Source organism: Rhodococcus sp. WWJCD1 (assembly GCF_002258735.1).
GTDB lineage: Bacteria > Actinomycetota > Actinomycetes > Mycobacteriales > Mycobacteriaceae > Rhodococcoides.
Genome location: NZ_NOXY01000032.1, coordinates 64,406 through 76,676 on the forward strand (window position 1 = coordinate 64,406; position 12,271 = coordinate 76,676).

Below are 12,271 nucleotides of genomic sequence, written 5' to 3' on the forward strand. Positions count from 1 at the left end.
TGAATGCAGTTCGGGTGCAGCGGGATTGAACTCAGGCGAGGACGGCTTGGGTAATGCCGGATGCGGAGCCGATGATGGCCGCGCAGATCAGGATCCGGGTCAGGGTGGCGTCCTCTACGATCTGTGTTCCGGTGGATTTGCGTTGGTTGACGAATACCGCCCCGCACACGAACAGCGCTGCGATGCAGGTGATGATCGCGAACCAGAGCAGCCAGGACAGGCCGGTCATGATCGGTTGCCAGACTTCGTCCGGCCACTCGACGGGGGTGGTCGGTGGTTGCGCGATGACGACGGCAGTGTCGATGCCGGCGGCGAGGATGCTCACGTCAGCGTCTCCTGTAGCGGCGGTATGACTGTCGTCGCGGCGATCGCGGCGACGATTGTTCCAACGACCCCGCCGACGATGACCCCGGGTGCCCGTCTGCTCCCGAACGCGAGCATCACGAGCCCGTAGAGCGCCCCGAGCACCGACATCGACGCTGATACCCACGCGGCCATGGTCAGCCAGTGAAGGAGTTGCTCGAGGTTCACCGAGGCGTCTGTCAGCGAGCCCATGTCGAGTCCGGGGCCGCCGATCGGTGTCAGCTCGACCGGTTGGAGCCTGACGCCGGTCATAGGACGAGCATGTTGACCAGGCCGGCGGCTCCACCGATGACGATGGACCCGAACAGGCCGCCGACGAGTTTTCCGGTGGCGTTGCCCTGCCCGCCGGTGATCTTCTCGAAGGCGAGCATCGCTCCGCAGAGCATGATCCCGGCGACGGCGGCGATGATGCAGCCCCACATCAGCCAGGACAGCAGCATGTTGATCTTGTCGCCTGTTTCACCGTCGGGTGCGGTGGGGCTGACGTCGCCGATGTTCTGCGCAAGGAATGTGGTCGTCGATGCGGTGAGTGTGGTGATCATCGTTGTTCTCTTTCTGTTCCGGTGAAAGGTGTTGTGGTTCAGTGGCCTGCGGCGATGCGGGCGGCGGCGAAGATCTCCCGCCCGATCACGGCGAGCTGGTGGTGCGGGGTGGTGGTCGAGGGGTCTGGTGCCCGCATCCGTCCCGGTGGGGGTGGGTCGGGTTCGGTGGGTGTCCAGATCGCGAGCTCGCTCTGGCTGTGGGTACGCAGATCCTCGACGTACGGAATCCGCCAGACCGCCGGAGCTGCTGAGGCGACGACGTCGGCGCGCCTGCGCAGAGTCTTCGGGAGCGGGCCGGGTGCATCGGGAACCAGCGCCAATCCGAGGAGGGTGCAGCCGCCGGTCAGACCTGCGGCCGCTTGCAAGAGCAGATCGTGGGCGGCGTCGAGGCCGTCCCGGTCGGTGCGGCACACGACCACGACGTGCGGGTGGCGGTCGCGGGCGGGCCAGCCCCGGCGGGCATCGCCCGCCGGGGCCCAGATCTGGGCAAGTGTGCCTGCGCCGGAGCGTCCGTGAGCGGCGAGGAGCCACATCGCGGGCAGGCGACCGTGGACCGCGACCGGCTTTTCGTGAATCGGTGCCTGCCGGGATTGCGGTGGTATCCGCAGTCCGGCCGGGGTGACCGACGGTTCGTCGTCTCGGTAGTAGTCACGGTGCTCTGCTGGTTGTGCGGCCATGTCGGGGGCACCTCCTTCTCCGGCGTTCTCGGTCACCGAGTGGTGGTCGGCGAGACGGTCGTGGGTGCTGCGGCGGGAACGTCCGAGGTGGTGGTGCCCGCTGAGGTCGTCGTGGCGGTCCCGCTGGCCCCGACGGTGGCGTGGGCGGCGAGGATGCTTCCGGCGCTACGGACGGTGTCGGTGGTGGCGAACAGCGACGCACCCTGCTTGATCACTGCCCCGACCTTGTCGGCGAGAGACTGATCGCCGGTCAGGTCAGCGGCGAGTGCGACGATCCACCGCACGGTCAGCTCGACCGGGGTCTCACCTTTGGATCCGACCGGAACACTGTCGTAGGAGCCATGTTTGGTCGCGGTGTTCCAGTACGAGGTGTCGGTGACGAGCTGAGCGAGACCGGCGTTCTCGTCGATGGTGTTCGACACTTCCTTGAACGCGACGTCGACGGCCGAGTCGATCGTCGCCGGGGGCACGAGCTTGACCGCGGACGAGAGGACCTTGGTCGCGAGAATGCCGAGGGCTGCGGGTGGGTTGGTCAGGCCGACGGTGGCGAGCTGGCCGATCGTCTCGGGGGTGATGACGTCCTTGGCGACGGTGATCGCCGCCCCGATAGCCATGCCCGCGATCTTGGTGACCGCACCGACGGCCTCGTCGATCATCTCGTCGGTCGAGGTGGCGGAGGGGTCGGAGTACTTCGCCATCTTCGACAGCACGGTCTCCGACGACGAGTTGACCTCGAATCGTCCTGCCTTGGAGTCGAAGTCGATGTTGTCGTTGATCACCGACGCACCGGTCATCAGGGCGGTCCGTCCGACGGCGGTGGAGACGTCGGTGAGGATCTTCACGGGGTCGCGGGTGTCCATCGAGGACTGCCCGGCGATGGAGGCCACGAGTTTCGCGGCGGGGGCGTCGATGGGTGTGTCGCACGCGAGATCGCCTGCGGTGCAGTAGGAAGCGACGCGGTCCGAGACTGCTCCGAATCCGGCGATCTTCGGTGTCGGTGCGATACCGCCACCTGCTGGTGCCGCTGCGGCGACGGCCGGGGCGAGTTGGACGGTGTCCACTGCTGCGCCGCTGGTGCCCGGTGCCGGGGCGGGGACCGATCCCCCGCTGGCGATGACGTCTTCGCCTTCAGCTCGGGTGGGGTCGGAGAACAGTGCTGCGCCGGCGAAGTGGTCGGCGTCGACGGGGCCGGTTCCTGCTCCGATTTCGCGGGTGACCTGGGAGGCGACCTCGCCGCCCTGGGAGTAGCCGGAGAGGAAGACCTTGGTGCCGGGGCAGCGTGCGGCGATGTCGGAAATCATCCTGGTGGTGTTCTCGACGCCGATGTCGACGGACTGGGCGTAGGGAACGGCGGAGCGATCGCCGGGCTTGCCACCGAAACTCGCCGGGTAGGGGACGTAGCTGCGTTCGAGCGCTGGGCCGTCGCCGGAGTTCGCATCGCGCATCGCAGGGACGGTCAGCCGGGAGAAGAATCCGGAATCGGCGTCGGGTGAGGAGTTCTCGTCGATCTCGGTGGTACCGGGGACGACGACGAGATGCAGCACCGGGCAGTCGCCGTCGGTGCTGGATTGGCTGGTGGTCGCCGATCCGGACGGGGTGGGTGCGGCGGAGGGCTGCGCGGCCGCGACGCCGCTGGCGGAGACCGCGACCGTCATCGCGGCGGTGGCGGCGAGCAGGCGCGGAGTGAGGCGACGAACCTGGTCGATGGTTGTGTGCACGGCTTCTCTCTTCTTCGGTGGGGTCCAGCGGATGTGCCTGGTCATAGGGGTCAGCGCGGGACGATGGCGGAGATGAGCGTCGTGCCGTCCTGCGTCTTGGTGGTGGTGATCCGTTGGCGGCTCATCCGGCCGTCGATGCCAGGGCCGCGTTCGACGACGGTGACGTCGTAGATCCCGGCGTCGACCGGATCAGCGAGCACGCAGAACTCGATGTCGGGTTCGAGCTGGTCGATGCCCGTCTGGAGCCGCTGTGCGGACGCCATCACCGCATCCGGTGCCCCTGCGGCGCGGGCAGCGGCACCGTCGCGGTCGAAGTAGAAGGCCTTCTCGAACCGCCAGATCGCCACCGCGCCGGGATCGTCGCTGTCTTCGGTGACCGGGTCACCGTCGGCTTGCCTTCGGCACCAGGTGACATCTGCTGCGGCGGCACCGGCTGCGGCGGGAGCAGTCGAGGTCGGAGCCGTTGTGGTGGTGAAAATCTCGTCGGGCAGCAGTACAGGCGGTGGTTGCGGTTCGTCATCGACGCCGGTGAGGACCAGAGCTGCTCCCAACCCTCCCCCGACCAGGACCGTGACGGCAGTCGTCACGGCGACAGTGGAGCGGTGGCGACGCCACCAGGACTGCGGAGGCGTGGGCGCGGTGTAGGGGCCTCCAGTGCGAAGTAGAGAGGTCCGTTCGTCGAAGGAGCTGTATCCGTCCGTTGGCCGGGCGGGGTCCATGTCGTTCGCAGAGTCGCTTGCGAACCAGTCGTCGTCGGGATCGGCGTCGGTTTGGTGCTGGTCGGTCAGGACGGTCAGTCTGCGCTCGGACGCTGCAGCGGCAGTCTCTGTGTCGGCGACGATAGGGTCGGCGAACCAATCATCGGAGCTGTCGTCGGGGGTCTCTCGAGGTGCCACAACAGGGCCTTTCCGAGTGTCGAAGTGCAGGAACGGGATCGAACCTTCGGATACAGCCCGCCCACCGGTACGGTCGGGCTGCACCCGGAGATCAGATCGCGGAGTTCAGGCCTGCCAGGGCAGCGTTCGCCTGGTCGAGAACCGGTGCGACGGCGGTGTTCACCGCAGCGACGGTGTCAGCCACAGCGGGCTGCTCGAGCACTGTCGAGGTGAACTGCGCGGCCTGCTCGAAGGCCGGTTCGGTCCACACCGGGGCGTCGATGGCGCTCTGAACGCTGGGGGCATCCAGTGCCAGCGGAGCGGCGGTGACCGGCGGGGCCGGGGGTGCCGGGGGTGCCGGGACGGCCTCGGGTGCCGGGAGTGGCGCGGGCTCTTCGATGATCTGCTGCTCACCGCCGAGGACGGTGGCACCGAGAACGCCGCCGATCGCAGCGCCTGCACCGGTCAGACCGAGAACGATCGGTGCCGACAAGGCGGCACCCACGCCTGCCCCGGCCAGTGCGGCTGCACCGGGGATGAAGACCCAGCCGACCGGTCCGCCCCAGACGATGGCTCCGGTGCCTGTGGTGGCGGCGACGCCGAGTCCGCCGCCGATGGCGGCTGCGGTACCGGTGATGACTGCGGCCGGGACGGCGGATGCGGCGAGGCCGGCCGCGCCGCCTGCGACGACGCCGGTGATGGTGCCTGCGGCGATGCGGTCCGCGCGGGAGGCGTCGGCGAATCCGTTGTCCACGAGCCAGTTTCCGCCGTCGGCCTGGATTGCGGCTCCGGTGTTGTTGAACTGCTCGACCAGGTTCGGGTCGAGCAGGTTCGGGTCGTATGGGACGAGTTCGCCGCCGACGAGGACATAGCCTTCGGGCGCGTCGATCGGGGCGATGACCTTGCGCTGCACCGTCGGAACCGGCGGCGGGGGCGGCGGGGCCGCTTGCAGGGCAGGCGGTGCATCGGTCGGAGCGGCCTGCGGCGCGGGAGCGGGCTCGTAGTAGGTGGTCTGGTACGAGGACTGCTGGTTGCCGGACCTGTAGTCGTTGTAGCTACGCCACTGGGACTGCTGCACCTGGGGTGAGGCCTGGTAGCCGGGCAGGAACTGGCGTTCCTGGGTCGGGGCGGGCGGCGGTGCGACGGGGGTGGTGTCGGTGGTTACGGACTGTGCGGTGTCGGGTGCGGTCACGAAGTCCTGCGGTGCCGCGTGTGCGGTCGCGGTGCCCCACGCGAGGGCGACGGCCACAGGAACGGCAGTCAGAACGAGAGCCCGGTCCCTGCGGCGGCGGTGACGCCCACCGATTCCTTGCTGAGGAGACATTGTGCGGATGTGCCTTTCGTAAGCCGCTGCGATGCAGCGGTATTGGGTGGTGTGACAGGAGTGGTTGATGGTGGAACCACCACCGTCCGCGCTGAGAAAGCGACCGAAAACGAGGGTCAGCCTTCGGGTGATCCCTCAGCGCAGACGACGGGTGATGCCTTGGGAGTGGATGCCAGCGCGCGTCCGTTGCACGCTGGCATCCACGAGAGCTCAGCCCAGCAGGCCGAGCCAGAACCAAAGCTGCGAGAAGATCCAAGGCATCGGTCGTGTTCCTTTCTGTAAGTGGAGGGGTGGGAGTGTGTTCGACGTCCCGGCGGGGTCGCGCAGTTCGGCACACGATGAGGTCGAAGCGTCACCGTGCGACCCTCGCGCCGGTCCACCAACTGAGGGGTTACACGGGAGCCTCAGTGCAGTGAGTTCGCCGCGTAGACCCTCGCGACTGATCGCCTCTTCAGGCATCAGTCGAGATTGGGGGGTACTAGGCCACGTGGCTGAAGAGCGGAGACCGTGGAAGTGGTTCCAGGAACGTCGCATTGGCGTCAGTCCATTCACCAATCACCGCGCCCGTCTCTTCGCAGATCAGCCTGTGGTGGCTGTGGTGGGGCACGGCTGGGAGCGAACACACGGCCAGGCCCGCAACACGGTCGTTGACCGAGGGGCAGAGGGCGGTGCCGGGATTGCAGGTGGAGCCCGGATGTAACGTTCGCGGTTGCGCGACAGATGTCATAGGTGTCTCCGATCCGATTGCGGTTCTGCTAGATCCGCATAGGCTGGGAGAGCCCCTGCGGATACAAGTTGGGCCCGATATCGGGCTTTGTTCTGTAGGTGGAGGGGACTCCGGATGCGTTTCGGGACGACCAATCACGGCGCATCTGGAGTCTGCTAATTCGAGTTACTCTGTGCCAGTTGGCTTCTCACTTTCTGTGGAGTATCAGTGATGCGTAGACGCTGCGGTTGATGCGGTGTGCGCCCGTAAGCCGAATCTTGCTCTGTCGACGCCCAGGGGCGAACTTCGATTGCATCGTCTAAACAACTGTCTCTATACAATAGCATCGAAACATGCTTTATGTGCTACCGAATTGGGACAAGTGGCATCGTGTCCTCTCGTGAGGTTCCATCGGTGAGGCGTCGGTTGCGTGGTTTCGCACCTGACAAGCTGCGGGCACGACGAATTGAACTCAAGCTGAGTGGTGCCGAGGTTGCGCGCGTTCTCGGAGTGGCCTTGACGACGTACTCACAGTGGGAGCGAGGCCAGTCCCATCCCCGTATTGACACTCTTGCTCGATGCGCTAAGGAATTTGGGAGTGAGATCAGCGATTTCGTCTCAGTGCCGGAGGACGAGGAGTACCTCGGTGATCTGCGAATATCCAGGGGGCTGACCCAGGGGATGCTCGCGAGCGAAATCGGCGTTAGTAGCCAGTACATCGGGGCGCTCGAGCGCGGGCAGAGCAAGCTGAGCGCGCCGGTCGCCCGCCAGATAGCGGAAGCGTTGGGGTACCCGGCGCAACGGGTCAGTGAGGCATACGAGCGTGTGCGGAAGCGGCCACGGGGCGAACCGGCCTGACTGCTAATTTGACTCTGGGTTGACATTCTGGCTCCAAGACGCGTGCTTGTTAGCCACGTGAAATGTGTTCCACGTGGTGCTCAAAGGCTGCGTCTGAGGGCCATGCGGCCGACAGGAAGTCTTCAACTCTTGGGGAGAGTGGAAGGTGCCGGGGGCGAAGCTATCACGATCTGTCAGGGAGTGGGAACCTCGAGCGGCTGCTCGGAAGGTTGTAGCGCGGGGAGCACCGCAAGGACCAGCCGGTCACCAAGTTGTCCGGGGTAGGGCCGTAGCTCGAGTCGGGTTTGCTGCCACTTCCAGCCGGTCACCTCGTCGCCGTCGATTGCACGGATGCGTACATCAGCTGACACGGGAGACGTATCGTGTGTCCACTTTTCTAGAGCATCTGACAGTGTCGCCCGGTCGTCGTCGTGCAACACGCCGCAGCCGCTTGTGAGATCGCGCCATTTCACCCAGGTTGGAGCTTCCGGTAGCCACATCGTCAAAATCCCGGTTCGGCCGTCGAATACAGCGATGCGTGTTCCACCGCTCTCGAGGCCGCTCGGCATTCCCAGCTCAGCCAATGTCGGTTTGTCGGGTTCCGTTGTGTCTGTCACGTCGTGCCACAGCAGCCTGAGGCCGACGTTGGGAGGGTCAGTTCTCCCCCTGCCCCAGCAATGCCAACGCATGATTCGGCCATCTGCGTGGAGAACGGACATTGGGCCGTCCCACTTTTGACCGTGTGTAGGGACCAGCGCCTGGGCGAATAATTCCTCGGACCCATCGAATTTGACGGCCTTGGCGTTGTACTCAGCCGGGGTTCGTTCCGGTACGTGATCAGCAGCAGAGACGCCGGACATTGCGGAAGCCTCGACTGTCTGCTCGATGACGGTGCGTTCGAGTAGCCAGGCTATTCCGGAAACGGTGCGCACGGGGTCGGGTTCGACCTCCGGGTCCCCCACCCAGACCTGTATGCCGTGGGTTTCCCCTGACGGCCCTAGAACTGGTACTGCGCGAATGCGAGCTTCACGCCGACGGCCTTTGAAGAGCACATCTTGCTCGGCGCAAGAACTGCGTGTGAGTTCCAGAAAACCATGCAGATCGAACTCAGGCCCAGGTGACAAGCGATCGATTTTGGTCCAATCTCGGACCTTCCCCCCAGTACTGATGACTGTCATCTGTCCTGGAACCAGGGTTTCCACCAGGTGCCAGCTGTTCACGATGTCCACAGGTTCCCCTTCCTGATCGACCTAGACAGACGACGGTACAGTCACGATCGCCGCGAAACAGAAAGTCTGACGCCATGTGGCCTCATTGTCACTGCTTCGCGTACGTCGAGCTGGTAATCGGGGTCTGCCCGAATCTCGTACCGACGAGCTATGGACGCCAACGCAAGCACCGCCTCGTGTAGGGCGAATTGGCGGCCGATACACGCTCGCAGACCAGTACCCCAAGGCTTGTAGATGCGGCGGTTGGTGTCGCTTGCCTGGCTTGTGGCGAACCTGTCGGGGTCGAAGTTGTGTGCCTCTGGCCCCCACTCCGGTGAGCGGTGCAGCTGTGGAAGGAGAACAAAGACCCATCCCTCGGGCACCTCGTATCCGCCCAGTGAGGTTGCGCCGCGCTCACGTGCCTTGCGGAAGTAGCCGGGTGCAGCGGGCCACAGGCGGAGAGTTTCGTCGACGACGTGTCGTGTCCGTCGCAGCTTGGGCACGTTCTCGAACTCGATGTCGGTGCCATCCGGAGTGACGGCGTCGACTTCGGCGCGTATCCGCTGCATCTCATCCGGTCGGGTGCTCAGGAAATGCAACGCAAAGGCGATGGTTGATGCTGTTGTCTCGTTTCCCGCGATCAAGAAAGTAATGATCTGATTGCGGATGTTCTCCAGTGTCAGTCTGTCGCCCGTATGGGGGTCTGGCGTGTTGAGCATGTGTGCGAGCAGATCCGGAGTCGTTTTGTTGGAGTTGGGCTGGGCCATTCGCTGTTCGATCAGGGTGTCGACGGTGTGGCGTATGAACCGGAGGTCCTCATCGTGCTGCCTCGTCGCTCGTCGACCTAGGACAGAGCGGATGATCGGCACATCGTTCGATGACTTGTTGACATATTGAAGGACGCGGGCGATGGCGTCCGCAAAGGGTACGGGCTGGCGAAATGAGCCGAAATCATGCGACAGGGCGCAACGCCCGATGACGTCGAAGGTCAGTTTCGAGCACTCGTCGTAGGCGTCTACCGGACCCGATCTGCCGTCCCACGAGGTCCGAAGTTCGTTGACTGATTGCTGCATGGCTTCGTGGTAACCGCGCATGGCCGCTTTGCTGAACGCCGGCCCGAGCACGACATGCGCGCGATGCCAGTTCGGCTCTGAGTTGAACGCGGTGAACAGACCGTCTTCGCCGATGGCACGTAGCTTCCGATGTGGCAGGGCAAGAAATTTGGCCCAGTACTTCTCGTCGTTTACTTCCGCAACAAGCTCGGGTTCCGAGACCACCACGAGTCGGTGGCCAAAAATCTTGCGTTCGTAGATCCCCCCGAGTTCGGTGGCCATTGCCATCTCTTTTTGAACAGGCTTGGCGGTATCGAGACCAATGACGTCTCCGGCAAACGGCAGCCGGTAGCGCGGGTGAGGCAGAGTTTTCGAGATGGTTTGGGCAATCTCCATGCCAGACAGTGTCCCCCACGTTTACGGACACTGGTCGCCGACCATGTCTGACGCATCAGTTGAGTGCGGTCCGGGTAACGCATGGAGACCGTCTGAATGACAGGGGTGTAATTCTCGGTGTCTTCCTCGGCGTGTCACAGCGCTTCGAAAATGATTCTGGTTCAGGATGGACTCCGGTTGGGACCGAAGACGAAGGAGGCCGTGCCATGCCGATGCCCAGTAAGGGTGACCGGACGTCGCTGACTGTCCGACTGCCGTCAGAGCTGATTGACACGCTCAAGGCACAGCGGAGCTCGGCTGGCGCTACGTCTCTGAGTCAGTACGTTGCCGATCTTATTGCGATTGCTAGTGACCGGGAAGATCTTGCGCGCGAGCTGAATCGCGCGCAAGAGCAGGGGGTGCTGCCGTTGACTGCGTAGCTGTCTTGACCCCAAACCGACGTTTGGGTCATACGACCAACTAAATCTGCGCAGCACCTTGAGATGACAAAAACCCCCGGCGTGCGGGCCGAGGGTTTCTGAAGTCAGAGAGGCGAGTGACTAGCTCGCAACTCGTTCTGTGTTGCTTTTCCCCGAAGGGACTGTCTTGGCGGACATGTCTCAGGGTACATCGTGCCCTGAAGTAGGTACAAGATTGAATGCTCGTGTCGTCCATCCGGATGCGACTGCGGACCGGCTGTGGCATCGATTCGCACCGGCCATTGCTGCGCGCCGGTCGATGAGGCTGTACGACCCGACGACGCGTAAATACGTGTCGGCGGGTCCGTTGACGGTCAAAAGGCCGGCATTGCCATCGGCTGTGCCGTTGTTCTCACGCGGTCGCGCCGGCGTCGTTGCCTTAGACTTCGACACCAAACACCACGGCCACGCCGCCGTTGTCGCCGACGTGACGCGTCTGCTGGCTTGGTTGACCGAATGCGGCGGCCGCGCAGTAGTCGACGAATCGACCAGCGGCGGCCGACACGTGCTGATACCGCTGGCACCGGGAAGAACAGTCACTGCTGACGAGGTACGGCCGTTGTTGCGCCTTCTCTCAGCGCGACTTCCCACGTTGGACATCACACCGATGACAAACGACGCCACCGGCTGCATCACCGTGCCGGGCTCGCAGTGCAAAGAAGGTGGCTACAGAACCCTCGTCGATCTTGACCCGGCGGCAGCGTCCGACATCCTGATAGTCGGGTCCGATGCCGGCACACTTCAGCGGCTCGAAGCTCTGCTCGGAGGAACGGGCGGAGCGGCTACAAGCCCGATCGTCGCCCACATCCGCGCCGAGACGTCCGCCGAACGGGTCCTCGGCAGCAGCGATGACGCCCGGTTACATCCGCGTTTCTGCCGCTCCACCCCGCCGCCGCGCTGCGTCCTCGACTTCGCCAGCACCGGCCGCATCGACACCCGCCGCTGGCTCTCCCGCTCGGAAGCACGCCAGTCCGTCATCACCCACGCCGTCCTCGCCGGCGCCAGCACCGCCGACATCCTCACCCGTGTCACCGAACCCGCGTGGGTGGGTGTGCGTGCCGCGTACGCCCGCTACGCCCAACCCGAACGCGCCATCCGCCGCGACGCTGCCCGCGCCCTCGACTGGGCCACATCAACACTCCCAGAACCAGTCCGGGATACCGGGCACAAGCAAAAGCACACAGGGGGTACCTACGATCCAGTACTTTGCTCATGGCTTACCCACGCTCAAACCTGGGTTGCTAAGGAGTTTCTTCACCGACGAGACCGATGGACTACCCATGCCGTCGTTCAAGCATTGGCGTGGGCTGCTGCAGTGTCAGGCCAGATAGTGGAAGGCGTTCCCACCGTCGGTGTAGGCGGGCGATCACTGTCCATCGCCGCCGGCATGCTTCCCGAATCGACGGTGTGGTCAGTTCTGGAGCGGCTGCGCGACATGGAAGGCTCACCGCTGTTGCTGATCGAGCGCGGAGTGGGTCAGAACCCCGACCGGTACGCGCTGGTGCCCACACACGCGGGACGAGCGACAGGCATCGACACTTCGACAGGGTTAGCAGAGGTCGAATCGGTACACCCGGCATGGAGTGTCATTGGATGGCGTCACCGCGTCCTTTACGACGCAGTGGCCAGCTCAGCAGAACCTCTGACCCCGGACGAGTTGTTCACAGCCGTCGGGGTCGGACGTACCAGCGGGTACGAGGCCTTGCTCGATCTGCGCGTTGCCGGTCTGCTCACGGTCGAGAACGCCCACGTCGGTGTGGGGCCGGTCGAACTCGACGATATCGGCCATCGTCACGGCCTCACGTCGGCCATCCGCGCCCGCATCGTGCGCCACCGCGCCGAACGCATCGTCTGGCGAGAATGGCTCGCAGCCCGAGACGAGGCACGCACCCCGCCCGAACCTGACCGGTCGTTGTTCGCGATCGCCGACAAACACCCTGCCGATCCACCCGACCGCGACTACATCATGGCGGTGATGAACACCGGTCCACCTGACCCGTTCTAAGACACCGTGCCGGTCACGTACCTCGGCCAGACGTGAATATCGTCTTCGTCGTTTGTCGGGATCAGGTGGTCGTCAACTTTTCTTGACGATAGGTAGTGTTGTTGCTCGCC

Annotated in this window: 11 protein-coding genes; 2 read left to right on the forward strand and 9 right to left on the reverse strand. The window is 64.5% G+C overall.

Annotated elements, in window-relative coordinates; translation table 11 throughout:
* Positions 1 to 31: 31 nt before the first annotated feature.
* The 7 genes from CH286_RS25430 to CH286_RS25460 form a co-directional block, all read right to left on the reverse strand.
* Positions 32 to 325 carry a hypothetical protein gene (locus CH286_RS25430; RefSeq protein WP_094610727.1) on the reverse strand — a complete coding sequence of 98 codons (294 nt, stop codon included), beginning with the start codon at positions 323 to 325 and terminating at the stop codon, positions 32 to 34.
* Positions 322 to 615, reverse strand: coding sequence for a hypothetical protein (locus CH286_RS25435; RefSeq protein ID WP_094610728.1), 294 nt, complete (start codon positions 613 to 615; stop codon positions 322 to 324). Before CH286_RS25435 ends, CH286_RS25430 begins: the two co-directional genes overlap by 4 nt.
* A complete protein-coding gene (locus CH286_RS25440) occupies positions 612 to 905 on the reverse strand; it encodes a hypothetical protein (protein WP_094610729.1) in 294 nt (97 codons plus the stop codon). The genes CH286_RS25435 and CH286_RS25440 overlap by 4 nt, the downstream gene beginning before the upstream one ends.
* A gap of 38 nt (positions 906 to 943) precedes the next feature.
* Positions 944 to 1,582 carry a DUF6668 family protein gene (locus CH286_RS25445; RefSeq protein ID WP_094610802.1) on the reverse strand — a complete coding sequence of 213 codons (639 nt, stop codon included), beginning with the start codon at positions 1,580 to 1,582 and terminating at the stop codon, positions 944 to 946.
* A gap of 32 nt (positions 1,583 to 1,614) precedes the next feature.
* On the reverse strand, positions 1,615 to 3,345 hold the full coding sequence (locus CH286_RS25450) for a cutinase family protein (RefSeq protein ID WP_094610730.1): 1,731 nt from the start codon (positions 3,343 to 3,345) through the stop codon (positions 1,615 to 1,617).
* A 5-nt stretch (positions 3,346 to 3,350) separates the two neighbouring features.
* Positions 3,351 to 4,196, reverse strand: coding sequence for a hypothetical protein (locus CH286_RS25455; protein ID WP_094610731.1), 846 nt, complete (start codon positions 4,194 to 4,196; stop codon positions 3,351 to 3,353).
* A 91-nt stretch (positions 4,197 to 4,287) separates the two neighbouring features.
* On the reverse strand, positions 4,288 to 5,499 hold the full coding sequence (locus CH286_RS25460) for a hypothetical protein (RefSeq protein ID WP_255139173.1): 1,212 nt from the start codon (positions 5,497 to 5,499) through the stop codon (positions 4,288 to 4,290).
* 1,066 nt (positions 5,500 to 6,565) lie between these two features.
* On the opposite strand from CH286_RS25460, the gene CH286_RS28455 reads away from it, so the two are divergent.
* Entirely contained in the window at positions 6,566 to 7,063 is a 498-nt protein-coding gene (locus tag CH286_RS28455) for a helix-turn-helix transcriptional regulator (RefSeq protein ID WP_094610732.1), read from the forward strand.
* A 173-nt stretch (positions 7,064 to 7,236) separates the two neighbouring features.
* On the opposite strand, the gene CH286_RS25470 is transcribed toward CH286_RS28455, so the two are convergent.
* Entirely contained in the window at positions 7,237 to 8,271 is a 1,035-nt protein-coding gene (locus CH286_RS25470; protein WP_255139170.1) for a GAF domain-containing protein, read from the reverse strand.
* Positions 8,272 to 8,312: 41 nt separating this feature from the next.
* Positions 8,313 to 9,698 (reverse strand): cytochrome P450, encoded by a 1,386-nt coding sequence (locus CH286_RS25475; protein WP_176458347.1) that lies wholly within the window; start codon positions 9,696 to 9,698, stop codon positions 8,313 to 8,315.
* 633 nt (positions 9,699 to 10,331) lie between these two features.
* Here CH286_RS25475 and CH286_RS25485 point away from each other — a divergent pair.
* Positions 10,332 to 12,161, forward strand: coding sequence for a hypothetical protein (locus tag CH286_RS25485; protein WP_094610733.1), 1,830 nt, complete (start codon positions 10,332 to 10,334; stop codon positions 12,159 to 12,161).
* Positions 12,162 to 12,271 lie beyond the last annotated feature (110 nt).